The 22,267-nt window shown below is 63.8% G+C and carries 24 protein-coding genes; 10 read left to right on the top strand and 14 right to left on the bottom strand.

Annotated features, from left to right (window positions below):
- Positions 1-91 precede the first annotated feature (91 nt).
- Positions 92-1,303 carry a hypothetical protein gene (locus HAP40_RS06880; RefSeq protein WP_166818511.1) on the top strand — a complete coding sequence of 404 codons (1,212 nt, stop codon included), beginning with the start codon at positions 92-94 and terminating at the stop codon, positions 1,301-1,303.
- Positions 1,304-1,445: 142 nt separating this feature from the next.
- On the opposite strand, the gene HAP40_RS06875 is transcribed toward HAP40_RS06880, so the two are convergent.
- Both HAP40_RS06875 and HAP40_RS06870 read right to left on the bottom strand, forming a co-directional pair.
- Entirely contained in the window at positions 1,446-1,844 is a 399-nt protein-coding gene (locus tag HAP40_RS06875) for an META domain-containing protein (RefSeq protein WP_166818512.1), read from the bottom strand.
- A 143-nt stretch (positions 1,845-1,987) separates the two neighbouring features.
- Entirely contained in the window at positions 1,988-3,652 is a 1,665-nt protein-coding gene (locus tag HAP40_RS06870) for an L-lactate permease (RefSeq protein WP_166818513.1), read from the bottom strand.
- Positions 3,653-3,964: 312 nt separating this feature from the next.
- Between HAP40_RS06870 and HAP40_RS06865 the strand changes: the two genes are divergently transcribed.
- Positions 3,965-5,722: an ABC transporter ATP-binding protein/permease gene (locus HAP40_RS06865; RefSeq protein ID WP_166818514.1), complete on the top strand. Its 1,758-nt coding sequence runs from the start codon at positions 3,965-3,967 to the stop codon at positions 5,720-5,722.
- Between the two features lie 219 nt (positions 5,723-5,941).
- On the opposite strand, the gene HAP40_RS06860 is transcribed toward HAP40_RS06865, so the two are convergent.
- The 4 genes from HAP40_RS06860 to HAP40_RS06845 all read right to left on the bottom strand — a co-directional run bounded on the left by HAP40_RS06860 (position 5,942) and on the right by HAP40_RS06845 (position 10,364).
- A complete protein-coding gene (locus HAP40_RS06860) occupies positions 5,942-6,955 on the bottom strand; it encodes a TorF family putative porin (RefSeq protein WP_061850916.1) in 1,014 nt (337 codons plus the stop codon).
- Between the two features lie 401 nt (positions 6,956-7,356).
- Positions 7,357-7,737: a histone gene (locus HAP40_RS06855; RefSeq protein ID WP_166818515.1), complete on the bottom strand. Its 381-nt coding sequence runs from the start codon at positions 7,735-7,737 to the stop codon at positions 7,357-7,359.
- 69 nt (positions 7,738-7,806) lie between these two features.
- Positions 7,807-9,129, bottom strand: a complete 1,323-nt coding sequence (glcF, locus tag HAP40_RS06850; RefSeq protein WP_166818516.1) for a glycolate oxidase subunit GlcF — start codon at positions 9,127-9,129, stop codon at positions 7,807-7,809.
- Positions 9,126-10,364, bottom strand: a complete 1,239-nt coding sequence (locus HAP40_RS06845; RefSeq protein WP_166818517.1) for an FAD-binding protein — start codon at positions 10,362-10,364, stop codon at positions 9,126-9,128. The genes glcF and HAP40_RS06845 overlap by 4 nt, the downstream gene beginning before the upstream one ends.
- A 374-nt stretch (positions 10,365-10,738) precedes the next feature.
- On the opposite strand from HAP40_RS06845, the gene HAP40_RS06840 reads away from it, so the two are divergent.
- A complete protein-coding gene (locus HAP40_RS06840; protein ID WP_166818518.1) occupies positions 10,739-11,074 on the top strand; it encodes a putative quinol monooxygenase in 336 nt (111 codons plus the stop codon).
- Between the two features lie 48 nt (positions 11,075-11,122).
- Here the strand turns inward: HAP40_RS06840 and HAP40_RS06835 are convergent, their stop codons facing one another.
- Positions 11,123-12,616, bottom strand: coding sequence for an FAD-linked oxidase C-terminal domain-containing protein (locus HAP40_RS06835; RefSeq protein ID WP_166818519.1), 1,494 nt, complete (start codon positions 12,614-12,616; stop codon positions 11,123-11,125).
- Between the two features lie 280 nt (positions 12,617-12,896).
- Here HAP40_RS06835 and cycA point away from each other — a divergent pair, with 280 nt between their 5' ends.
- Complete coding sequence (gene cycA / locus HAP40_RS06830; protein WP_166818520.1) at positions 12,897-13,292, top strand: cytochrome c-550 CycA; 396 nt, start codon at positions 12,897-12,899, stop codon at positions 13,290-13,292.
- 116 nt (positions 13,293-13,408) lie between these two features.
- On the opposite strand, the gene HAP40_RS06825 is transcribed toward cycA, so the two are convergent.
- Complete coding sequence (locus HAP40_RS06825; RefSeq protein WP_166818521.1) at positions 13,409-14,365, bottom strand: alpha/beta fold hydrolase; 957 nt, start codon at positions 14,363-14,365, stop codon at positions 13,409-13,411.
- A 326-nt stretch (positions 14,366-14,691) separates the two neighbouring features.
- Between HAP40_RS06825 and HAP40_RS06820 the strand changes: the two genes are divergently transcribed.
- Positions 14,692-14,874, top strand: coding sequence for a hypothetical protein (locus HAP40_RS06820; RefSeq protein WP_166818522.1), 183 nt, complete (start codon positions 14,692-14,694; stop codon positions 14,872-14,874).
- 12 nt (positions 14,875-14,886) lie between these two features.
- Here HAP40_RS06820 and HAP40_RS06815 read toward each other — a convergent pair whose 3' ends face one another.
- The 3 genes from HAP40_RS06815 to ykgO form a co-directional block, all read right to left on the bottom strand.
- Positions 14,887-15,147, bottom strand: coding sequence for a hypothetical protein (locus tag HAP40_RS06815; RefSeq protein ID WP_166818523.1), 261 nt, complete (start codon positions 15,145-15,147; stop codon positions 14,887-14,889).
- Positions 15,148-15,271: 124 nt separating this feature from the next.
- Entirely contained in the window at positions 15,272-15,913 is a 642-nt protein-coding gene (locus HAP40_RS06810) for a tetratricopeptide repeat protein (RefSeq protein WP_166818524.1), read from the bottom strand.
- Between the two features lie 116 nt (positions 15,914-16,029).
- The gene (ykgO, locus tag HAP40_RS06805; protein ID WP_006611362.1) at positions 16,030-16,155 is read right to left on the bottom strand and encodes a type B 50S ribosomal protein L36; all 126 of its coding nucleotides are present in this window, start codon (positions 16,153-16,155) and stop codon (positions 16,030-16,032) included.
- 306 nt (positions 16,156-16,461) lie between these two features.
- On the opposite strand from ykgO, the gene HAP40_RS06800 reads away from it, so the two are divergent.
- Positions 16,462-17,346: an amidohydrolase family protein gene (locus HAP40_RS06800; protein ID WP_166818525.1), complete on the top strand. Its 885-nt coding sequence runs from the start codon at positions 16,462-16,464 to the stop codon at positions 17,344-17,346.
- Between the two features lie 65 nt (positions 17,347-17,411).
- Here HAP40_RS06800 and HAP40_RS06795 read toward each other — a convergent pair whose 3' ends face one another.
- Positions 17,412-18,146 carry an SDR family NAD(P)-dependent oxidoreductase gene (locus tag HAP40_RS06795; RefSeq protein WP_166818526.1) on the bottom strand — a complete coding sequence of 245 codons (735 nt, stop codon included), beginning with the start codon at positions 18,144-18,146 and terminating at the stop codon, positions 17,412-17,414.
- A 160-nt stretch (positions 18,147-18,306) separates the two neighbouring features.
- On the opposite strand from HAP40_RS06795, the gene HAP40_RS06790 reads away from it, so the two are divergent.
- Positions 18,307-18,678: a winged helix-turn-helix transcriptional regulator gene (locus HAP40_RS06790; RefSeq protein WP_166819595.1), complete on the top strand. Its 372-nt coding sequence runs from the start codon at positions 18,307-18,309 to the stop codon at positions 18,676-18,678.
- Positions 18,679-18,848: 170 nt separating this feature from the next.
- On the opposite strand, the gene HAP40_RS06785 is transcribed toward HAP40_RS06790, so the two are convergent.
- Together HAP40_RS06785 and HAP40_RS06780 are read right to left on the bottom strand one after the other, a co-directional pair.
- Positions 18,849-19,217, bottom strand: coding sequence for an alpha/beta hydrolase fold domain-containing protein (locus tag HAP40_RS06785; protein WP_208024811.1), 369 nt, complete (start codon positions 19,215-19,217; stop codon positions 18,849-18,851).
- Between the two features lie 99 nt (positions 19,218-19,316).
- Positions 19,317-19,904 carry a glutathione S-transferase N-terminal domain-containing protein gene (locus tag HAP40_RS06780; protein WP_166818527.1) on the bottom strand — a complete coding sequence of 196 codons (588 nt, stop codon included), beginning with the start codon at positions 19,902-19,904 and terminating at the stop codon, positions 19,317-19,319.
- A gap of 182 nt (positions 19,905-20,086) precedes the next feature.
- On the opposite strand from HAP40_RS06780, the gene HAP40_RS06775 reads away from it, so the two are divergent.
- Genes HAP40_RS06775 through HAP40_RS06765 form a run of 3 tightly spaced genes read left to right on the top strand, consistent with a single transcriptional unit; the run spans position 20,087 to position 22,229 of the window.
- Positions 20,087-20,818 (top strand): haloacid dehalogenase type II, encoded by a 732-nt coding sequence (locus HAP40_RS06775; protein ID WP_166818528.1) that lies wholly within the window; start codon positions 20,087-20,089, stop codon positions 20,816-20,818.
- Between the two features lie 55 nt (positions 20,819-20,873).
- On the top strand, positions 20,874-21,341 hold the full coding sequence (locus HAP40_RS06770; RefSeq protein WP_166818529.1) for a YbaK/EbsC family protein: 468 nt from the start codon (positions 20,874-20,876) through the stop codon (positions 21,339-21,341).
- Between the two features lie 54 nt (positions 21,342-21,395).
- On the top strand, positions 21,396-22,229 hold the full coding sequence (locus HAP40_RS06765; protein WP_166818530.1) for an adenylate/guanylate cyclase domain-containing protein: 834 nt from the start codon (positions 21,396-21,398) through the stop codon (positions 22,227-22,229).
- The last annotated feature ends 38 nt before the right edge of the window (positions 22,230-22,267 follow it).

Raw genomic sequence — 22,267 nt, 5'->3', positions numbered from 1 at the left:
TTTTGCCGACCCTGCCCCTCCCCTTTCCGATTCAACCGACGGCCAAAACCCACTACGGTGGCCCGCCGATTCTTGCTCAAGGATACCCTCGATGCGCGCGCTCCTGGTTTGCCCGACAGCTCTTTTGGCGGCCCTGCTCGCCGTTTCGCCCGAGGTCGCTTCCGCCCAGATGAAGCTGTCGCCGAAGGCCACGGCGCCCGGCGGCGCCGAGACACGTTATTTCACCTCGATCGACGGGTTGATGGACGGCAATGCCGACGTGATCCTGAAGGAGACGCGGCAGGGCAAGACGCTCACGGCGGCCGTGCTCGACGTCTGTTACCCGATCGCGAAGAATTCCGACCGGAAAGACCGCTTCGTCGTCAACCTCCAGGTCGCCGGCCAGAACCTGACGGGCACGGCGCAGAGCATCGGTGCGAAGGCGCCCGTCAGCGTCAAGCTGCTGCGCAAGCAGGCCGGCGACCTGGTCGAATTCCGGGGCCAGATCAGCATTGGCCAGGTGGTGACCGAAGTCACCTCACCCGACAATTCCGATCTCAGCGAGAAGGAATTCATGGACAGCCAGACCTCGGACGACGGCATCACGCCGCAGCCGAAGGACTTCACCGACGTCTCGCCGGAGGCGATCGCGGTCAAGGTCAAGCTCGATGCGGCGACCGATTTCCTGAAGAGCCTGAAGGGCCAGGAGGTCGAGGTGACGCTGGCGAGCCTCAATGTCGGCTGCGACGCGCTGCGGGCCGGTGAGCAGACCATCAACATGTCGGTCGATCCGGAGCGCGCGGGCGCCCTGCTCGCCAAGTTCAAGGCGATGCCCGGCGTCACCGCAGCAGGCTGGACCGCCGGGATGACCGAGATGGACCGCACCATCCGCATCCCCGCCGCCGACTGGCGCGACGGCGACAAGATCAACAAGGACAAGCTCGCCTCCGCCGTCGCCGGCGTGCTGGGCAAGACGCTCGCGGCAAAGCCGGCGTCGCAGAGCTTCAACCCCGCCACCGGCAAGCTCAAGCTCGTCTTCAAGCGGCCGAACCAGGATTTCCCCGCGCTCGATCTCACCGACACGATCGAGGTCGCGGGGCTCGTCTCACCCGACAAGCCCGGCACGACGGACAAGCTCATGCTCTGGATCGGCAGCCCCGCGACGACCACGGCCGATGAGAGCAGCGGCGCCAAGCTCAATCTGTCCGATGATGCGAGCCCGGACGAAGAAGGCGACCTGCCCGACGACAACGGCTCGATCGAGGCGCTTGCCAAGGAGCTGAAGGGTCAGCATTGGGACGCCGACAAGTCGGTGTGGAAGTAGGCTTCGCATGCCCCGGACGCAGCGCAATGCGCTGCAGAGCCGGGGCCCAGCGGCTGCGGGCGAAGTCGCGGATGGGAAACTGGGTCCCGGCTCTGCGCAGCAACGCTACGCGTTGCAGCGCGTCCGGGACAAGCAAGTCGACCTAATTCCCCGTCGTGCGAAAGCGCAGCGACTTCGGACCGATCAGCGTCAGCATGTCGCCCTGGCGCTTCCAGGTCTCGACGCTGCTCAGCGCGGCCACGAGCTCGTCGTCGGCCTGCGCCCTCGCCGGCGGACAGGATCGGTCCTGGATCTGGCCGGGGACGAAGATCACCGAGTTGCCGGCAACCGAGAATTGGCCCTTGCCGCCCTTGCACCAGAGCTCCAGCACGACTTCGCCATGGTCGCCGATCTCGATGTTCGGAATGCGTTTCGAGCCTGCTTGCGGCAGCGCTTCCAGCGTCATCTCGGTGCCGAAAGGGAACCCCTCCTGGGCACGCGCGAGCGTGGACATCGCAAGCATTGCAGCTGCCGCACACACCAATCGCAGAAGCGAAACCATGAGACCCCTCGACCGACCTGATTTGCCGCACCTTCTATAAGACAGCGGCGGCCTTGAGAAGGTTCGCCCGCGCGGGACGCAGACGTGAAAATCCCCGCGAGGCGAACCTCGCGGGGATTTGAATCGCGGGGCGGCGTCGACCGCTACTTCAGCACCAGCTCCGTGAACGGCCAGACGTAGGCCTGCAACGTCACGAGCACACCGACGAGACAGGCCAGCACGATCGAATGCCAGAACACGAAGCGCAGGATGGTGCCCTCATGGCCGTACCATCGCGTCGCCGTGGAGGCGACCACGATCGACTGTGCGTCGATCATCTTGCCCATCACGCCACCGGAGGAGTTCGCCGCCGCCATCAAGACCGGCGACAGGCCGAGCTGCTCGGAGGTGATCTTCTGCAGGTTGCCGAACAGGATGTTGGAGGCGGTATCCGATCCCGTCAGCGCCACGCCCAACCAGCCGAGTAGCGTGCCGAAGAAGGGATAGAGCACGCCTGTCGCGGCGAAGGCGAGACCAAGCGTGGCGTCGACGCCCGACAGACGCGTGAGCGTGCCGATCGCGAGCATCGCCGAGATCGTGATCAGCGAGATCGCGCACAGCCGGATCGTACGACCATATTCCACCAGCAAGCGTCCTGGCCCGACCCCCATCAGGACGCCGGAGATGATCGCCGCGATCAGCATGCCGGTGCCGGTGAACGACAGATAGGTGAACGCGAACACCGCACCTTCCGGCGTCGGCTTGGCGGCCACCGGCGGCATCTTGTTGATCATCTGGTGAAGGTCGGGAACGGCGTAGTTCCAGGTGAAGATGGAATTCGCCCAGGTCTTGAACCCACCGTTCCCCCAGATCAGCATCACGACACAGACGATGATCCACGGCAGCAGCGCGCTCCACAACTCAGACTGAGTAAGCGGCGTCTTGTCGAGCGGCGTTGCCTTTTCCATTTGCGCGGCCGACTCGTCGTGGCCGCGCAGCGCCGGCGACAACCAGAGCTGCCTCGGCTGCCAGACCTTCAGGAACAGGATCAGCGCCCCCATCGAGATCAGCGACGCCCCGATGTCGACGATCCAGGGATTGATGTGGTTCGAGATCACGTATTGCGGGACCGCGAACGACACGGCAGTGACGAGGATCGCCGGCCAGACGTCCTTCATGCCGCGCCAGCCCGCGAACGCCCACACCACCCAGAACGGCACGATCAGCGAGAAGAACGGCAATTGCCGGCCGACCATGGCGCCGAGGATGTAGGGATCGAGCCCGGTGACGGATGCAAGGCCCTGGATCGGCGTGCCGAGCGCGCCATAGGCGACCGGCGCCGTGTTGGCGATCAGCGACAGGCCGGACGCCGCGAGCGGCGAGAAGCCAAGGCCAATCAGCACGGCACCGGTGATCGCGACCGGCGTGCCGAAGCCCGAAGCGCCTTCGAAGAACGCGCCGAATGAGAACGCGACCAGCAGGAGCTGCAGGCGTCGGTCCTCGGTGACGCCGCCGATGGCGCGCTTCAACAGTTCGAAACGTCCGGTGCTCACGGTCACCTGGTAGAGGAAGATGACGTTGAGGACGATCCAGCCGATCGGGAAGAAGCCCGTGACGATACCGAGCATGGAGGCGCGGATCGACATGCCGGCCGGCATGGTGAAGACGAAAATCGTGATCAAGTTCGTGATGATCACGGCGATCACGGCCGCGATGTGCGCTTTCACGCGGCCGCTGGCGATCAGGACCAGCAGCGTGACGACGGGCACCGCCGCCGCAATCGTCGATAGCACCGGGCTGTGCAACGGGTCATAGATTTGATTCCACATGGTCATCCTCCCCACGCATGTTGCAGCAGGCGGCCCGCGTGGAGAGCCGTTCCTGCTTGACGCTGAAAGCGTAAACCCCAAACCCGACGCGAAGTCCTCGCGGCTGCGGGCGGTTCCCGTCCGCTCACAAGCTCGCGAAATCCCGGAGCACCCCGCCCCGGGCCGTCGAAGCCCATGCTAAGGTTGCGGGCTGCGACAATCCAACGCAAATTGCAGACTTTGCGACTTTAGTCTAAGCGCGCCCGTTTCCGCCATTGCCTCAGCCATATGGCTCTGGGCCGTTATGCACATCCCCTGAGGAGACCCAGCTCTGTGAAGAACATCAGCGCCACGCTCGCGATCGTCTGGCGAATCGCCGCCCCGTATTTCCGGTCCGAGGACAAATGGGCCGGTCGCGGCCTGCTCGCCGCCGTCATTGCCATGGAGCTGGCGCTGGTCGCGATCAACGTTCTGGTCAGTCAGTGGCAGAACCGCTTCTTCAGCGCGATCCAGGGCTATGAGCTGGACCGGTTCGTCAGGGAGATCTGGATCTTTCTCGGCCTCGCCTTCACCTTCGTCGCGATGGCGGTCTACAAGCTCTACCTGAACCAGTGGCTGCAGATTCGTTGGCGCAGATGGCTGACGCAACATTATCTCGGCGAATGGCTCAACGGCTCGACGCATTATCGCATGCAGCTCAAGGGCGACGCCGCCGACAACCCGGATCAGCGCATCACCGAGGACGTCAAGAGTTTCGTCGAGCAGACATTGACCCTCGGGTTGGGACTGCTGTCGTCGATCGTGACGCTGGCCTCGTTCGTCGTCATTCTCTGGGGCCTATCGGACAAGGCGCCGCTGCACATTTACGGCACGGATATCGTCGTCCCGGGCTTTCTGGTCTGGTGTGCGCTGGTCTACGCGATCCTGGGGACCGCGCTGACGCACTGGATTGGTGCCCCGCTCATCAACCTCAATTTCGAGCAGCAGCGCTACGAAGCCGACTTCCGCTTCAACCTGATCCGCGTGCGCGAGAACTCCGAGCAGATCGCCCTTCTGAAAGGCGAGAGCGCGGAGCGAGGCAATCTGCTGCAGCGCTTCGGTTTCGTGATCGGCAACTGGTACGCGATCATGAGCAGGACCAAGCGCCTGACCGCCTTCACGGCGAGCTACAGTCAGGCTGCAGTGATCTTTCCCTATGTGGTGGTGGCTCCGGCTTACTTCGCCAAGAGAATCCAGCTCGGCGACATGATGCAGACCGGCTCGGCGTTCGGCAGCGTGCAGGATGCGCTCTCCTTCTTCGTCTCGGCCTATCGCTCGCTCGCGGAATGGCGCTCGGTGATTGCCCGTCTCGATGGCTTCGAGATGTCGGTCGGTTCAGCCGCCGCTACCGCGGTGCGCGGGCCGGCCATCGGCATTGCGCCATCAGACGGCAAGGCGATCGGACTCGATCAACTGCTGGTGGAACTGCCGAACGGCGAGCCGCTGGTCGCGGCCAATGCGCTCGCGATCCAGCCGGCTGAGCGGGTTCTGGTGGCCGGACCGTCCGGCGCCGGAAAGTCGACGCTGTTCCGAGCCATCGCCGGAATCTGGCCGTTCGGTACCGGCGCCATCGCCATCCCCGAGAAGGCCAAGCTGATGATGCTGCCGCAGCGGCCATATTTTCCGATCGGCCCACTCGGCGACGCCGTGATCTATCCCGCAGAGCATGGCGCGATCGCATCCGAGAGGATCGAGGAGACGCTGAATGCGGTCGGCATGCCGCGGCTGGCAAAGCGGCTCGACGAGAGCGGTCACTGGAACCGGACACTCTCGCTCGGCGAGCAGCAGCGCCTCGGGCTCGCCCGCGCGCTGCTGCATGCGCCGGACTACCTGTTCCTGGACGAGGCCACGGCGTCGCTGGACGAACCCTCCGAGGCCCGGCTCTATCGCCTGCTGGCGGAGAAGCTGCCGCAGTCCACCATAGTCTCGATCGGCCACCGCTCGACACTGGACGCCTTCCACACCCGCAAGGTCGCGCTGGTGAAGGAGGGTGCAATCCACGTCCTCGGCGGCGGCGCCCCGGCCGAGAACGAGCCGAGCGCGGCGGGCTGAGGCGCGAGCTTACTCCTCACCGTCGCTTCTGCGTGGTCATGGCCGGGTTTGTCCCGGCCATCTACGCGGTCGCTGGGCGACGGTACCCAAGAACGTGAATGCCCGGGTCAAGCCCGGGCATGACGTCTGTGGAAAGACCCGAGCTCAAAAGCAAAAGGGCGGCAGATCACTCTGCCGCCCTCGCCAAAAGACTTGGTGGAAGTCGTTTCGGGACGAAACTTACTTCAGATTGCTCATGGCCGTCAGGTCGAACGAGAGCTTGGCGACGCCGGCCGCGCTGCACCAGTTGGAGCCGAAGCCGCCCGGATTGATGGCGGTGAAGCTGCCGTCGAACTTCGCGGTGAAGTCGCTGGTGAAGGCGTTGCAGTCACCCTTCTTCAGGTCGGTGTCATAATAGCGCAGATCGAGCGTGAACACCTTGTAGGTGAAGCCGACGCCGACGTTCCAGGTGTTGTAGCTCGGCTCCTTGATGCCGTTCGCGTACACCGGGTCGCCTGCGATGCCGTAGAAGATGTCGGAGGTGCCGAGCCACTGGCGGCCGAATTCACCCGACACATACATGCCGACGCCGCTGGCGCCGAAGGTCGTGCTCGGCGCGATCCACTTGGCGGTGATCGAGGCGTAGTTGCCCCAGGCGCCGAGGTTCAGGAAGTTCGGCGAATAATACTCGTTGAAGCCGACCGTCCACTGGTCGTTGATGTTGATGTTCAGCTTGGCATAGCCTTCGAAGAAGCTCGCGTCCTTCTTGGCGAAGTTTCCGTTGATCGGAAGGCCGATCGCGCCCTGCGAGTAGTCGATGTCGCCGCCGCAATTGCCCTGCGCCAGGGTGCCCTGCGAACCGAAGCAGCTTCCGCCCGGATAGAGGTAGCCCCAGACACCGAAGTCGAAGGCGAACATGCCGAAGGTCGGGCGGATACCGCCGTAGATGTCGACTTCCGCCGCGGCGCGGTTCGGGAACGAGATGCTCGAGGCGGACGTACCGATGTAGAGCTGGAGGTCCTTGTTGACGTTGTAGCGCGGCTCGAAATAGGCCGTGACCGACGGCTTGTGGTTCGACTGAGTGATACCGCGGAAGATGTAATCGCTCATGATGCCCGCGCCGAAGGCGACATCCCAGGGATCGAACGCCGGCGGCGGCGGAGCCTTCAACGCCTTTACGCGCAGATCTGCCGCGAAAGCCGAACCCGTCGTCACCATTGCCAGCGCCGTTGCCAACAAAGCCACTTTTTTCATTTCAATCCCCATCGCCAGTTCTCACCGGTCGGATCCCGGAGCCCCCGGGGACATCCGACCTGTCTGCAAAATTACGTGACTGCGACAATTTGAATTGAGGAGCGCGAACCGAGAAGCAAAAACGGCGGGCATCTGCCGACTTTTTGGGCGTTCCGACGCTTTCACGAAAGGTTGTCGGCCTGTGTGGCTTCTCGATCACATTATTTGCATTCCAAAGTGCACAGGCCCCCCGTGTAAGTCCGGGGTGGCCGGACAGGGTATCACCCAAGTCACGAATCAGGCTGGTGCGCGGAAAGGACCGTGTCCGAACCGGCCCGCGACGATGCAAAAAGGCCGCAGCGCCAAGCGCCGCGGCCTTCCGGATTTCAGGTCGTTTGAACAGGATACGAGAGGCTCGGGCCCTACCCCTGTTCCTCGGCCGGCGCCGGTTCCGCAGAAGGCGAAGGCATCGCCCAGCTTGTCTCGGAGGCAGGCTCGGGAGCCGGAGTTTCCACCGGTGCTGGCTTTGGAGCAGGAGCTGCCTTCGCCTTCTTCGGTGCCGCTTTCTTCGCGGCCTTCTTGGGTGCGGCCTTCTTGGCAGGCTTCGCCGTAGCCTTCTTGGCGGCCTTCGGGGCCGACTTCCTGGCAGATTTCTTCGCCGCTTTCTTTGCAGTTTTCTTGGCGGTTTTCTTGGTGGTTTTCTTGGCAGACTTCTTCGCGGACTTCTTGGCTGCCTTCTTCGCCGCTACAACCTTCTTGGCCTTTTTGGCCTTCTTGCTTTTCTTCTTCTTCGCTTTCGCCATCGTGGTCCTCCTGTTGCCGCCGAACAATGGTCGATCGGGCGTCTTCAGCCGTCACCCCGGGAGGAAAGTTCAGCTCGACGTGTTGAGTGCCGGCCGCGCCCCGCCCGTAGCCCAATCGAGAAGCTCAATCGTGTGTACGACCGGAACTGACGTGCCACTGGCAATCTGCACCATGCAGCCGATATTGCCCGCGGCAATCATGTCCGGCTTGACGCTCGCGATGTTGGCGACCTTGCGATCGCGCAACCGGCCCGCAAGCTCGGGCTGGAGAATGTTGTAGGTCCCCGCCGAACCGCAACACAAATGGCTCTCCGGGACATCTTTCACCACGAATCCATTCTTGGAAAGCAATTCTTTCGGAAGGCCCGTGATTTTCTGCCCATGCTGCAACGAACATGCGGAGTGATAAGCGACGACGATGCTGTCCTGTCGCGCAACCTGCTCCAAGCCGAGACGGGCGACGTATTCGGTGATGTCCTTGGCGAGTGCGGACACTTTCGCCGCATCGGCTGCGAACGCAGCGTCCTCGCGCAGCAGATAGCCGTAATCCTTGATCACGGTCCCGCAGCCGGACGCCGTCACCAGGATGGCGTCGAGCCCCTCGCCGGCCGCTTCCGCAGCCCACGCCGCGACGTTGGCACGTGCCCGTGCCAAGGCATCGTGGTCGTCGCCGAGATGATGGGTCAGCGCACCGCAGCACTGCTCGTCCCGGACCAGGACGACCTCGATGCCGTGGCGGGTGAGAAGACTGATGGCGGCCTGGTTGATGCGCGGCGCCAGCACCTGCTGGGCGCAGCCCTGCAGCAGCGCGACCCGGCCCCGCTTCTTGCCGAGCGCCGCGAACACGCTGCCGGCGGCGGGGCCCCGCGGCGGCAGCCGGTTCGGCGCCAGCGCCAGCATCGCCTTGAGGCGCTGGACCAGTCCGGGCGTGGCCGAAGGCCGCGGCGTCGGCAGGAAGACGGCGAGCGGGCGGGCCAGCCGCGCCAGCACCATGCTCGCACGAAAACGCTGCGGGTCCGGCAGGACGAAGGCCAGCACCCGACGCAGCAGCCGCTCGGCCAACGGCCGCTCGTAACGCTGCTCGATGCGGACCCGGGCCTGGTCGACGAGGTGCATGTAGTTCACCCCCGAGGGGCAGGTCGTCATGCAGGCCAGGCAGGACAGGCAGCGGTCGACATGCTTGACCACCTCGGCCGTCGGGGTCTGGTCCTTCTCCAGCATCTCCTTGATCAGGTAGATGCGGCCGCGCGGGCTATCGAGCTCGTCGCCGAGCAGCACATAGGTCGGACAGGTTGCCGTGCAGAAACCGCAATGGACGCAGGCGCGAAGGATCTTGTCGGCTTCGGCGATGTCGGGGTCGGCGAGCTGCGCCAGTGAGAATTCGGTCTTCATGCCACGGCGTCCCGCCTCAAGCGTCCCCGGTTGAGAATGGTCTTCGGGTCGAAACTGGCGCGCACCCGCTCGCTCAGCGCGGCAATGCCGGGCGCCTGCGGATGGAACACATCGACATTGCGCCTGACGTCCTCGGCCGCCCGGATCAAGGTAGCGTGCCCGCCGAGCGCGTTCGCACGTGCGCGCACCGACGGGCCATGCGCGTCCGCCTTCGGTGGCAGCGCCGCCCAGATCAGCCCGCCGCCCCAATCGTAAATCACGTCGCCCCCGGTCTCGCGCGCCAGCTGAGTCCCGAGCGCCGCGCCGGACGCCGGCGGACAGACGATCCGCCAGACCGGCCAGGCGCCGAGCGCGCCGCCGGCCGCGAACGGCAGCACGTCGCGGATCGTGGCCCACAGCGCCGCGGATGCCGAATCCTCGACCAGCGTCGCGGTTCCGAACGGCGCCAGCAACTCCCGCAGCGAGCCGGCGCGATGGGCGGCGGACGCCGTGATGCCCTCGAGCCGCAGCACGGTCAGCGCCTCGTCCTGGCCCGCGATGTCGCCGAGCCCGTCGGTCTTGGTACGGAGCGCGGATTTCGGCAGATGCGCGGCAGCAGAGACGTCGAAGGGCGAGCCGAGCGCCGCGGTCATCGCCTTGTTGGCGACGGCATCGTCGAGCCCGCGCAGCAGCAGCGTCCGCTCGGCCTCGGGCTTCGGCATCACCTTCAGCGTGACCTCGGTCATGACCGACAAAGTGCCCCAGGACCCCGCCAGGAGCTTGCAGAGGTCGTAGCCGGTGACGTTCTTCACCACCTTGCCGCCGGTCTTGAAGCTGTCGCCGAAACCGGAAACGGCGTGCGCCCCGAGCAGATGGTCGCGCGCCCCGCCCGCCTTGATGCGCCGCGGGCCGGCGAGGCCGGCCGCGATCATGCCGCCGATGGTGCCGAGCGCGGGCGTGCCGAGCAGCGGCGCCGTGTTCATCGGCTCGAAGGCGAATTGCTGGTTCTTGGCATCGATCAGCGACAGCACGTCGGCAAGCGGCGCGCCGGCCTGAAGCGTGACGATCAGCTCGTTCGGCTCGTAGGAGGTGACGGCGTTGAGCGCGGAGAGGTCGAGCACCGCGTTGGTCGCCATCGCGTGGCCGATACCGCGCTTGGAGCCATGACCGATGATCTCGAGCGGCTGCTCATTGGCAATCGCCGCACGCACCACCTCTTCGACGTCTTTGGCGTCTCTGACTTTGAGCGTATCCACGGGAAAAGGCGGTAGCGAAATTCGCTGCCAAAATCAAATGCGACGTGACGTCGGCGACCATGACCGGCGCGACCGGATTCCGCGCGGCGCTGGTGGCGACAATTCGATCATGATCGAAGCGTTCACGACATCGACACTTCGATCAGCGGCGAACCAAAGCCGGCAGACCATCGCTACAAGTCTGCGCCGATCGCGATCGAGACCCAGCCAATGGAGACAATATGGTGCGATCGATACAGGCGCGGCCGATGCCGCGCATCCACGAAGCGTTCAGCCGCAGGTCGGTGATCCGGGCGTTCGGAGCCGTCCTGGCGATCTATCTCTGGCCCTGGACGAATTCGTCATCTCAAGCGCAGCAGCAAGGAGGAAGGACCATGAACCACTATGCTACCCAGAAATCTCTCAGCGACGCCGTCGACGGCGGCGGCCTGCTCGTCGTCGCGCAATGGGAGGCGAAGCCTGGCGAGGCCGACAAGGTCGCAGGAATCCTCGACCGCTTCCTGCCGGAAGCGCAGCGGGAGGACGGCGTCAAGCTGTTCCTGATCTCGCGCGCCAAGGACAATCCGGCGCAGTTCCTGTTCTACGAGCTGTTCCGCGACGAGGCGGCTTTCAAGGCGCACCAGGAGAGCGCGCACTTCAAGACCTGCATCGCCGGCGAAGCCCTGCCGCTGCTGGCGAAGCGCGAGCGGGCGCAGTACGCGCTGATGTGAGCTCGCGAGGAAGGGCTCGCACCGCGGGCCCTTCCTTTCCGCGAGCACCTAAAACCGCGGGATGTCCGGGAAGGCCAGCTTGCCCGCATGGACGTGCATCCGGCCGAGCTCGGCGCAGCGGTGCAGGGTCGGAAACACTTTTCCGGGATTGAGCAGGCCCTGCGCGTCGAAGGCGCATTTGAGGCGCTGCTGCTGGTTGAGGTCGATCTCGGTGAACATATCGGGCATGAGGTCGCGCTTCTCGATGCCGACGCCATGCTCGCCGGTGAGCACGCCGCCGAACTCGACGCAGGCGCGCAGGATGTCGGCGCCGAAAGCTTCGGCGCGCTCGATCTCGCCGGGCTTGTTGGCATCGTAGAGGATCAGCGGGTGCAGATTGCCGTCGCCGGCGTGGAACACGTTGGCACAGCCGAGCTGGTATTTTTCGCCGAGCTCGCGGATGCGCGCCAGCGCCTTCGGCAGAGCGCCGCGCGGGATGGTGCCGTCCATGCAGAGATAGTCGGGCGAAATGCGGCCGACCGCCGGGAACGCCGCCTTCCGACCGGCCCAGAACAGGTTGCGCTCGGCTTCCGAATTGGAGATCTGCAGCGTCACCGAGCCGCAGCCTCTTGCGATGCTCTCGACCCGCGTGATCAGTTCGTCGACCTCGATGGCTGGACCGTCGAGCTCGATGATCAGCAGCGCCTCGACGTCGAGCGGGTAGCCGGCATGGACGAAGGCTTCGGCGGCGTGGATCGCGGGCTTGTCCATCATCTCCATGCCGCCGGGAATGATGCCGGCGCCGATGATCCGCGCCACGCATTCGCCGGCCGCCTCGACTTGCGCGAAGCCGACCATCAGCGCCCGCGCCGTCTCCGGCTTCTGCAGGATGCGCACCGTGATCTCGGTGATGACGCCGAGCAGGCCTTCCGAGCCGGTGATGACGCCCATCAGGTCGTAGCCGGCGTTCTCGCACCCCTTGCCGCCGATGCGCAGGATCTCGCCGCTCATCAGCACGATCTCGCAGCCCAGCACGTTATTGGTGGTCATGCCGTATTTCAGGCAATGCACGCCGCCTGAGTTCTCCGCGACGTTGCCGCCGATCGAGCAGGCGATCTGCGAGGACGGGTCGGGCGCGTAGTAGAAGCCGGCATGCGCGACCGCCTGGCTGATCGCAAGGTTGGTGACGCCGGGCTCGGTCACGACGACGCGATTGTCGAAATCGATCTCGCGGATGCGCTTGAACTTGCCGAGGCCGAGCAGCACGCCGTCCTCGAGCGGCAGCGCGCCACCCGACAGCGAGGTGCCGGAGCCGCGCGGCACCACCTTGATGTTCTGCCCTGCACAATATTTCAGGACCAGCGAGACCTGCTCGGTGGTATCCGGCAGCACCACGACCATCGGCGGCTGCCGATAGGCCGTCAACCCATCGGATTCGTAGGCCCGCATCTCGGCAGCGCTGTCGATCACGCCTTCGCCGGGCACGATTGCACGCAATGCAGCCACAATCTCAGCGCGGCACGCGAGCACCGCCTGATCGCTCGCAGGCATCATGATGGCCATATCAAGTCCTTCACCGCAGTTCGTTCCGGCTCGCCCGAACAGTCGATTTATCACGGCAAATCAACCACGTCCGCAGTGGTTTGGGTAGGCCATCCGAAAGTCGGGTCAGGGATCTCAGGCGAGTTCGCTCTGGGACAAGTAGGAAGTCATGAAACCTGTCATGGTTTCGTGGCTTGTCCAAGCCGGGCGGGCCTGCCAAAACCGGCAGGTTCGACGATCGCCGACCAGGCAAGAGACTGAACAGGCCCAGACCAACCAGGGAAGAGACGAAGAGCACCCGATGACAAAACTGACTTTTGGCGCACTGATGATCCTCACCGTGACTGCCGCCGCACCTGCCGCGATGGCGCAGGATGTCGCGGCGGGCAAGACGTCGTTCAACAAATGCCTGGCCTGCCACGCGATCGGCGAAGGCGCCAAGAACAAGGTCGGCCCCGAGCTCAATGGCCTCAACGGCCGCAAGTCGGGCACCGCTCCAGACTACAATTACTCGGATGCGAACAAGAATTCCGGCATCACCTGGGACGAGGCGACGTTCAAGGAATACATCAAGGACCCCAAGGCCAAGATCCCCGGCACCAAGATGGCGTTCGCCGGCATCAAGAACGAGAACGAGATCAACAATCTCTGGGCCTATCTCGCGCAGTTCGACAAGGACGGGAAGATCAAGCAGTAAGCGCAAAAAGCGGCCGCTGAAGCATATCGGTTCTGATTTCAATCAGAACCGAAGCTCCAGATTCTTCTCTTGACGCGTCTTCACGCGAACGGTGTCAAACTTCGCTCGAAAACGCACTAATCCGCGGCCGCCTGCGCCGGGACAATCTTGCCGATCATCGCCTCGATCTCCGTCTTCACGAGATCCGGCACGGCGTTCTGCACCATGTGTCCGAGACCGGGCAGCACGATCAGCTTCGCGTTCGGCACGGTTGCGGCAAACGGGCGCGCGTGGATGTCGGTCTTCACGGTCTTGTCGGGCTCGCCGGCGATGATCGTCACCGGTGCCGATATCTCGCCATAGCGCGTGACTTGCGCGGCCACCGCTTCCTTCAGCGTCACCAGATCATAAGCATTGGCGATGAACTCGCGCGGACGCAGCAGGAGTGGGGTCGCGGAGTCCTTGACGAAGCCGTCCGGCATGATTTGCGGCAGGAAAACGTTGCGCGCGCCGGATTCGGCAAGGACGTAGCCGAGCGGCAGCGTGATCGTGTAGGCGAGCAGCGGACCAATCACGGGCGTTGCGATGATCTCGTTGTAGCGGCCGACGCCGCCGCGCCAGGGATGCGTGACGGGTGCGAGCATCACGAGGCCGGCGACCCGGTGCGGGTGATCGAGCGCGATCCGCGCGCCGAGCGCGCCGCTCCAGGAATGCACCACGAAGACCGCGCGATCGATCCCGAGCTTTTGAAGCGCCTCGTCGATCATCCGCGCCTGGATCTGCGGCGTCGAATCCTGGCGGCGCGCGCGCGTGCTCCAGCCATGGCCCGGGCGGTCGATCAGAAGCACGCGATGATCCCTGGCGAGGAGATCGCCGAGCGGCCGCCGCATCGCTTCGAGATTGGAGCTCGCGCCGTGCAGCATCACGATCGGCACGCCAGCCTCGCGCGGGCCGAGATCGACGACGTGAAGCACGGCGCCGTCGACCTCGATCATCCGGCCCTGCGGTGGAAAGACGCGTTGCACGGCGACGATTCCGGCCTGCGTGGCCAGTGCCAGCAGGACCAGCGCCGTCACGACTGACATCACGATCATCGAGAGAATCCGGGCGATCCTGGGCACAGGGCAGTTACGGGTCTTGGCACATGGCAGTTTCGCTCCGCCGGCCTCGCGGCTTCCACCGAAAGAGCGGGGCTGTGGATATGTGCACAATTAGCGGACTTAAAAACTCAATGGAATCAACAATATTCCCTCGCGGCGCGCAAGCCTCGGGACAGCTTCATGCGGTCGTCATCGCGGCTTCCATATAATCGCCACGGTCGGTTCCGCCATCTAGGCGCGGGTGGGCGCCGATCCTCCTCGCAACCTCAGGGGTGCGGGAAGACCGGCAGGATTTTTCCTGATTGAACCGGAGGATTTCGATGAGCTTCAGATCTAACGACACTGCGATCGACGAGATCGTCGCGAGCTGTAGCGGCGACCTGCGCGGTGCCGTGCGGGCGTTGCTCCTGATCAACGAGCATCTCGAAGCGGAGCTTGCAAAGGCTTACGCTGCAGTCGCCGACCGCGGCCTCACCGAGCGCGGCGGCAACGCCCTGCACTAGGGCGCTGGCGACCTAGTTCGATCCGTCCTTGTCCTTTTCCTCGTCGGGCGTGGGCGCGGGACAGACGCGGATCGTGGAACGGGCAAGCTCGGCATCGGCTCTGGATTTGTAGGGGCCGTCACCGAACCAGATATCGCCGATGATCACGGGATTGCTCGTCACGATGTTGCACTTGCCGGTGGCGCGGTCGCCCACCACCCAGAACAATCCGTCGGCGAGACTCGCCGTCCCCGACGCGAGCAGCAAAATACCTGCAAAGATCGAACGCTTCATGGCTGTGCTCCTGCCATGCAGGTAGGCCCGCTTCGGCTCTGGCAATAGTGCTCAAGACGCCGCGCCTTCGGACGTGGTTAATCTGCACCGGCCGCAATCATTCAGGAAATGATCAACTTAGCCGCTAGATGTCGCGGCCTTCGACCTTCTCGGTCAGCGATTTGACCTGGTCGGGGATCTTCTCGAGGTGCGGATTGACGGCGAGCGCCTTGCGGTAGGCATCCAGCGCGCGCTTCTCGTCGCCGACCTCCTGCATGATCATGCCGAGCCCGGCGAGCGCACCGAAATGGCGCGGCTCGCGGATCAGCACTTGCTGGATGTCGGCGAGCGAGCGGCCATAATCGTTCTGCATGTAATACAGCGTCGCGCGCCGGTTCCAGGCCTCGATGTAATCAGGCCGGAGCTTGATGACCGAATCCAGGAGCTTGATCGCGATTTCGATCTTCTGCGCGTCCACGGCGGTCTTTGCCCGCGCCATCAAAAGCGCCGCAGTATCGCTTGGGGTCTGGTGCCAGATCGCCCAGATCCGCGCCTCGACATGCTTGGCGCTGACCTCATCGGGGGCCGCCTTCAGCGCCCCAAACAGGAAATCGAGATTCTTGGTGCGGTCGACCTTGGGCAGCTTGGCCGGCGCCTCCGGCAGCTTCTTTGGCTTGCCGGGCGCGGGCGGCGGCTCAATCTGCTGCGCCAGCGCGGGTGTCAGGCCTGCGGCTCCCAGCACAAGGGCCAGACACAGGATGCGCGCGAAAGGGAATCTCATCGCCATGGTCAAAGTCTAAACGCGCAAAGCCGCCCTTGCAAAGCAAGGACGGCGTCAAACTCGTGTGAGCGTGGTCGTGCGGAGCGCGCGGGGGCGTTCGGCAGGGCAATCAGCAGCCCGGATCAGCCCTGGCGCGCCTTGAAGCGGCGCTGCACCTTGTTGATCACATAGACCCGGCCCTTGCGGCGGACCAGGCGGTTGGCGCGATGGCGACCGCGCAGCGATTTCAGCGAGTTACGGACCTTCATGGCAGAATCCTGAACGTTCGAAAGGCCGTGTTCGGCACTACCGTTTCGGCACGCGCGAATGTGGCAAAATGAGATTTTTCCCGCTGGCGGACCGACCGCCCGGGACGGGGCGGTTCTTAAGGCATCGCGGCGGGTGATGTCAATGTTAACTGCCCTGTTCCGAACCGGCAAATTTCGTGAAAACAACCCCATGCACAGTAGAAGCGGCCGGATCGGCCCGATCTGCCAATCCGATAAGCGGCGGGACCGCCTTGCCAAATTCGTTATATGATATAATCAATTTGGCAACCCGTCGGGAGGACACCCATGCCGAAGCTGAAGCTGCCGAACATCGACGATGTCGTCGCCATCGACATCCACACCCATGCCGAGGAGCCCTGCGGCACCCATCCGGACGACGGCTATGACGACTTCCAGGCGCAGATGGCGGAGTATTTCAAGTCACCGCACAAGCATCCGCCGACCGTGCCGGAGACCGCCGCCTACTATCGCTCCAAGAACATCGCCGCGGTGATCTTCCCTGTCGATGCCGAGCGCGAGACCGGCTTCCGCCGCTACAAGAACGAGGAGATGCTGGAGATCGCCTCCGACCATCTCGACGTCCTCATCCCCTTCGTCTCGATCGACCCGCACAAGGGCAAGCTCGGCGTGCGCGAAGCGCGCAAGCTGATCGAGGAATACGGCGTGCGCGGCTTCAAATTCCACCCGACCATGCAGGGCTTCTACGCCAACGACCGCATGGCCTATCCGCTCTACGAAGAGATCAACAATGGCGGCGCGATCGCGCTGTTCCACACCGGCCAGACCGGCGTCGGCTCGGGCATGCCCGGCGGCATGGGCATGCGGCTGAAATATTCCAACCCGATGTACATGGACGACGTCGCGGCCGATTTCCCCGACCTCAAGATCATCCTCGCCCACCCCTCCTTCCCCTGGCAGGAAGAAGCGCTGTCGGTCGCAACCCACAAGCCGAACGTCTATATCGACCTCTCCGGCTGGTCGCCGAAGTATTTCCCGCCGATCCTGGTGCGCTACATCAACTCGATTCTTCAGGACAAGATGCTGTTCGGCTCGGACTGGCCGGTAATCACGCCGGACCGCTGGCTGTCGGATTTCGCCAAGATCGAGATCCGCGACGAGATCCGGCCGAAGGTGCTCAAGGCCAACGCGCGCAAGCTGCTGGGGATCTGAGCAATCACGCGTCAACGCATCGAGGGCTTCGATCGTAATGATCGAAGCCGTCTTGCTTCGGAGCCTCAGGCCTGCGCGAGACCTCCGTCGACGAAAACCTCGCCGCCGGTCATGAAGCTGCTGTCTGACGACGCCAGGAACGCAGCCACCGCTCCCGTCTCGCTCGGATCGCCCACACGCCCGATCGGCGTCGCGCTTCCGAGCGTATCGAATGCTTCCTCGCCGACGACCTCCAGCGCGAGCTCCGTCTTGGTCGGTCCCGGAGACAGCACATTGACGCGGATGCCGGTGCCGCGCAGGTCCAGCGCCCAGCTGCGCGCCAGATTGCGGATCGCAGCCTTCGTCGCGCTGTAGATGCTGAACTGCGGCGTCCCCATCACGCCCGTGCTCGAGCCGGTCAGGATGATCGACGACCACTTCGTCATCAGCGGCAGGGCTTTCTGCACGGTGAACACCAGCCCCTTCACATTGACGTCGAAGATCTGATCGTAGTGTTCGACCGTGATCTCGCCGAGCGGTGCAAATGACCCGGTCCCGGCGTTGGCGAAAAGGATGTCGAGCCCGCCGCGTTCGGCTTTCACCGTCGCATACAGTCGGTCGAGGTCGGACAGATCGGTGACCGATCCCCTGACCGCGCGCGCCGAGGATCCCAGCTGCGCGAGGGCGGCGTCGAGCGGCTCCTGCCGTCGTCCGAAGAGGTAGACGAACGCGCCTTCGTCGACGAACCGTTTGGCGGCGCCAAGCCCAATGCCGGTTCCACCACCCGTCACCACCGCCGTCTTGCCTTGTAGTCTGCTCATGATGTGCTCCTTCACTAGGGTTGCACTGAGCTGGCGGCGTACCCACCTATCGACAAGTATGCACCTTTTGGTAAGTACCCCAAAAATGTCGTCAGATCGTTCAGACTCAAGCCCGCCGCAGGCGAGCAGTGCACCGCCGGTCCGGAGTTGCACACCGACCTTGCCCGGCTTCACCTGCGGCCTGGACGCGACCCTGCGGGTCGTCTCCGGCAAGTGGAAGCCGTTGATCCTGTACTTCATCGCTCAGGACGGCCCGACCCGCTACGGCGAGCTCCGGCGCGCAGTGCGCGACGTCAGCGACAAGGTGCTGATCCAGCAACTGAAGGAGCTCGAGGCCGACGGCCTCGTGAAGCGGACCGACTACAAGGAGGTGCCGCCGCGCGTGGACTACAGCCTCACGCCTTTGGGCCACAGCCTCGCCCAGGCACTTGTGCCACTGTGCGCCTGGGGCACGGAGCACATGGCGGAGGTCAGCCGCGTCTTCGCCGAGCGGGAGACCTGGTCGCGGCGAGGACGTCCACCGACTGTCTAGCTTGCGCTGCTCTTCGTCCGAGGTCTGCTCCGCCCCTGTAGCAGCACGTTGGCGCAACTCGCCCTGAGTCCGGCCTGGGCCCAACAACAGATATCCTCTTGTGAGCCCGTTCTGAAGGATTCTTCATTGGTTTTCATCGGTCTGCTCGACCGTGACCTGCCAAGCCAAGGCTAGGTCCCGAAGAAGGCTCCCATCACCGCCGCCGCTTCTTCGTTGGCCTTCAGCCCCTGGCTGAGGAACCTTGTCAGCGAGAAACAGCCGTGGATAGTGCCCGGATAGTTCACGTAGGTCGTTTTCACACCGGCATCGATCAGCCGCTCGGCGTAGGCGCGGCCCTCGTCGCGTAGCGGGTCGTAGCCGGCCGTCAGCACGAAGGCGGGCGGCAGGCCCTTGAAGTCGTTGGCTAGCAGCGGCGAAAGCCTGGGGTGGGTCCGATCAACGCCGGTCGGCACATAGGCGCTCCAGAACCAATCGATCAGTTCCTTGGTCAGGAAGTAGCCGTCGGAGAACTGCTTGTGTGATTGACTCTCGCGGCTCAAGTCGGTCGCGGGATAGATCGGGCTTCGGCATCGAGCATGGATCACTCCTTTCGAACAGGTGCTCAGGAGGGAAGCGGCGTCGCCGAGAACAGGCCTTCCTCAGACGAGCCCTTCATCTGCGAGCGCTTTGGCGACCGAAGGAATCGTCTTCATGTGCGCGAGATAGTCGTCGAGCCGCTTCGGCACCTCGATCTCGTTCTTCTCAGCCCACATCAGCATCACGACAAGGTATGGGTCTGCGATCGTCATTCGATCGCCCACCAGAAACGGCCTAGCGCCAAGCTGGCCGGCGATCGTGGCGAAATGCTTGACCAGCAACTTTCGCGCCTTGGCCCTTTCCGCATGGGTCGCGTCAGCGTGGAAAAAGGGCCTGAAATTGCCATGGAATTCGGTGGTCATGAAGGACGTGGCTTCGAGTGCACGCCAACGGCCGAGACCGTCGCTGGGAAGCAGGGCCCCCGCTTGGTGGGCGATATAGTCAAGAATGGCGAGATTTTCGGTAAGGACACTCCCATCGTCGAGTTCCAGGGCGGGAATGAACCCCTTCGGATTGATCGTCATGAAGTCACGCCCATCCTCGGTCCGTTTGCCCCGTTCGACCTTAACGAGTTCGTATGGAAGGCCTGCCTCGATCAGCGCGATGTGATCAGCCAAGCTACAGCCTCCGGGATGGTAATAGAGGATCATGAGATTCTCCGTACTTGTCGGTCGATAGGAAGCTTGACTAGAAAGATAGGCGACTTGATCGGGACGGTATCGTCACGTCCGGTTGTCTCAAGTGGAAGTGACCGGGTGCTTTGATAAGCTGACGATTATGCGCACTTCCCAAGCGGAGTTCTCGTGACCGCAACTGACTGGAAGGACAGCCAATGAGCATCAAAGCCGTCGTCTTCGACGCCTACGGGACGCTCTACGACATCCAGTCGGTCGCCGAGATCACCGAGGATGCGTTTCCGGGCTATGGCGAGATCATCACGCAGGTGTGGCGCATCAAGCAGCTCGAATACAGCTGGCTGCGCTCGCTGATGCGGCGTTACCAGGACTTTGCCGTCGTTACCCGCGACTCGCTCGCCTATACGCTGCGCATGCTGGGGCTCGCGTACGACAACGACGCATTCGAGCGCGTGATCGAGAAATATCTGCACCTCGATCTCTATCCGGACGCGACAGCGGCGCTGGCGGCCTTGAAGCCGCGAAAGCTCGCCATCCTCTCCAACGGCAGTCCGGACATGCTCGATGCGCTCGTGCGCAATTCCGGCCTCGACGCCCTGCTCGATGCCACCATCAGCGTCGATGCGAAGAAGGTCTTCAAGCCGAGCCCGGAGGCCTATGAGCTGATCGGCGAGATGCTCGGCACCCAGCCGAGCGAGGTTCTGTTTGTCTCCTCGAATCCCTGGGACGCAGCCGGGGCGAAATCGTTCGGGCTGCAGGTTGCCTGGATCGAGCGGGTGACGCCCGAGGCCATGGCGCTGGCTTGCGTCGAGAACGAACTCGTGGCACCGCTGACGATGTTCAGGGCGATCCGCACCCAGATGGACGAGCTCGGCTTCGTGCCGGATCATCGCATCCGCGCGCTTTCAGAGCTGCCGGGCATCGCTTGATGGACCGCATTGGGGATCGACGCCCGCCCACGAGTTTTGGAATGAGCTGTTTGGAATGAGCCTTCAATCCGTTCGCGATTTCTTCGCCGAGAAAGCCCCCGACATCACGGTCATCGAATCCCCGATCAGTTCCGCCACCGTGCCGCTGGCTGCCGAAGCCTATGGGGTCGAGCCCGGCCGGATCGCCAAGACGCTGTCCTTGCGCATCGGCGAGCGCGTGATCCTGATCGTCGCGAGCGGCACGTCGCGCATGGACAACAAGAAGGTGAAGGCGCAATTCGGCGGCAAGCCGAAGATGCTGGGGCTGGAGGAGGTCGCCGATATCACCGGCCACGAGGTCGGCGGCGTCTGCCCGTTCGGCCTGAAGGCACCGCTGCCGATCTATTGCGACGTCTCATTGAAGGCGTTCGACGTCGTGGTGCCGGCCGCGGGCTCGACCCACAGCGCGGTGCGCATCACGCCGGATCGGATGGCCGAGCTGACCGCGGCCGAATGGGTCGATGTCTGCGAGATCAGACCGTAAGGCAACCGCGGGATGCCTGATGCATTTGCCGGTCAGGAAGGCTAATGTGGGGACATGCCCGACGATAAGGTCAAACGACGGCTGACAACCGTGCTGTGCGCCGATGTGTACGGCTATTCTCGCCTCATGGAAGCAGACGAGGCGGGAACGCTGGAGACGCTCCGCCGCTACCGCACTGCCATTGCGGGATTGGTCGAGCGTCACGACGGCCGCATCGTGAATACCTGGGGCGATGCCGTGATCGCCGAGTTCGCCAGCGTCGTCGAGGCCGTGCAATGCGCGGTCGAGATTCAGCAAGAGATCTCAAATCAGGATTCGGACCCCTCTCCCGTGAACCCGATGCGGTTTCGCATCGGCATCAACCTTGGAGATGTGATGGTGGACGGCTCCGACATCTATGGCGACGGAGTCAATATCGCGTCGCGGCTGCAAGAACTCGCTGAACCCGGCGGCGTCGTGATCTCGAGCTCAGTCTACGATCAGGTGCACAACAAACTGTCCGTCGGCTTCGACTGTCTTGGCCAGCGGCCCATGAAGAACATTGCGCCCTTGACCAGCTATCGAGTGACCTTGGGCGACCAAGCTGCCGGCCAAGGGAGCGTTGCGGCCAACCAAGGCCCAGCTCGCCGGGAGGAAGCCGGCGCTTTGCGGATGGGCGACAGGCACGGGCCATCCTCATGGACGAGTGTCATCTCCGATTGGCTGGCGAAGCTGCCCCGCCCGGTCGCAGCGGCCCTCACGGTGTCGGCCTTTTTGATTCTGATCAATCTGTTCACTGGCGCGCATAAAATCTGGTTCCATTGGCCAGTGGCAGCCATTCTCTTCGCTGTCGTGTTGCGGACGGTGCTTGGACATCGACCTGAGTCGGACAGCAAGGGGGAGCGCTGAACGAAGCGGCACGACCGCAGCTTCACGCCTGACGCTGT

Source organism: Bradyrhizobium sp. 1(2017), from assembly GCF_011602485.2.
Lineage (GTDB): Bacteria > Pseudomonadota > Alphaproteobacteria > Rhizobiales > Xanthobacteraceae > Bradyrhizobium.
The sequence above is the reverse complement of the archived record's forward strand: the minus strand, read 5'-3'. Positions and strand labels throughout refer to the sequence as shown.

Bases quoted from the DNA above. Each gene is read 5' to 3' on its own strand.
- HAP40_RS06795 (WP_166818526.1), bottom strand. From the start codon at position 18,146: ATGAGCAGACTACAAGGCAAGACGGCGGTGGTGACGGGTGGTGGAACC.
- HAP40_RS06870 (WP_166818513.1), bottom strand. From the start codon at position 3,652: ATGTGGAATCAAATCTATGACCCGTTGCACAGCCCGGTGCTATCGACG.
- HAP40_RS06810 (WP_166818524.1), bottom strand. From the start codon at position 15,913: ATGGCGATGAGATTCCCTTTCGCGCGCATCCTGTGTCTGGCCCTTGTG.
- ykgO (WP_006611362.1), bottom strand. From the start codon at position 16,155: ATGAAGGTCCGTAACTCGCTGAAATCGCTGCGCGGTCGCCATCGCGCC.
- HAP40_RS06800 (WP_166818525.1), top strand. From the start codon at position 16,462: ATGCCGAAGCTGAAGCTGCCGAACATCGACGATGTCGTCGCCATCGAC.
- HAP40_RS06875 (WP_166818512.1), bottom strand. From the start codon at position 1,844: ATGGTTTCGCTTCTGCGATTGGTGTGTGCGGCAGCTGCAATGCTTGCG.
- HAP40_RS06780 (WP_166818527.1), bottom strand. From the start codon at position 19,904: ATGATCCTCTATTACCATCCCGGAGGCTGTAGCTTGGCTGATCACATC.
- HAP40_RS06855 (WP_166818515.1), bottom strand. From the start codon at position 7,737: ATGGCGAAAGCGAAGAAGAAGAAAAGCAAGAAGGCCAAAAAGGCCAAG.
- glcF (WP_166818516.1), bottom strand. From the start codon at position 9,129: ATGAAGACCGAATTCTCACTGGCGCAGCTCGCCGACCCCGACATCGCC.
- HAP40_RS06860 (WP_061850916.1), bottom strand. From the start codon at position 6,955: ATGAAAAAAGTGGCTTTGTTGGCAACGGCGCTGGCAATGGTGACGACG.
- HAP40_RS06835 (WP_166818519.1), bottom strand. From the start codon at position 12,616: ATGGCCATCATGATGCCTGCGAGCGATCAGGCGGTGCTCGCGTGCCGC.
- HAP40_RS06770 (WP_166818529.1), top strand. From the start codon at position 20,874: ATGAGCCTTCAATCCGTTCGCGATTTCTTCGCCGAGAAAGCCCCCGAC.
- HAP40_RS06815 (WP_166818523.1), bottom strand. From the start codon at position 15,147: ATGAAGCGTTCGATCTTTGCAGGTATTTTGCTGCTCGCGTCGGGGACG.
- HAP40_RS06825 (WP_166818521.1), bottom strand. From the start codon at position 14,365: ATGATCGTGATGTCAGTCGTGACGGCGCTGGTCCTGCTGGCACTGGCC.
- HAP40_RS06880 (WP_166818511.1), top strand. From the start codon at position 92: ATGCGCGCGCTCCTGGTTTGCCCGACAGCTCTTTTGGCGGCCCTGCTC.
- cycA (WP_166818520.1), top strand. From the start codon at position 12,897: ATGACAAAACTGACTTTTGGCGCACTGATGATCCTCACCGTGACTGCC.
- HAP40_RS06840 (WP_166818518.1), top strand. From the start codon at position 10,739: ATGAACCACTATGCTACCCAGAAATCTCTCAGCGACGCCGTCGACGGC.
- HAP40_RS06820 (WP_166818522.1), top strand. From the start codon at position 14,692: ATGAGCTTCAGATCTAACGACACTGCGATCGACGAGATCGTCGCGAGC.
- HAP40_RS06765 (WP_166818530.1), top strand. From the start codon at position 21,396: ATGCCCGACGATAAGGTCAAACGACGGCTGACAACCGTGCTGTGCGCC.
- HAP40_RS06775 (WP_166818528.1), top strand. From the start codon at position 20,087: ATGAGCATCAAAGCCGTCGTCTTCGACGCCTACGGGACGCTCTACGAC.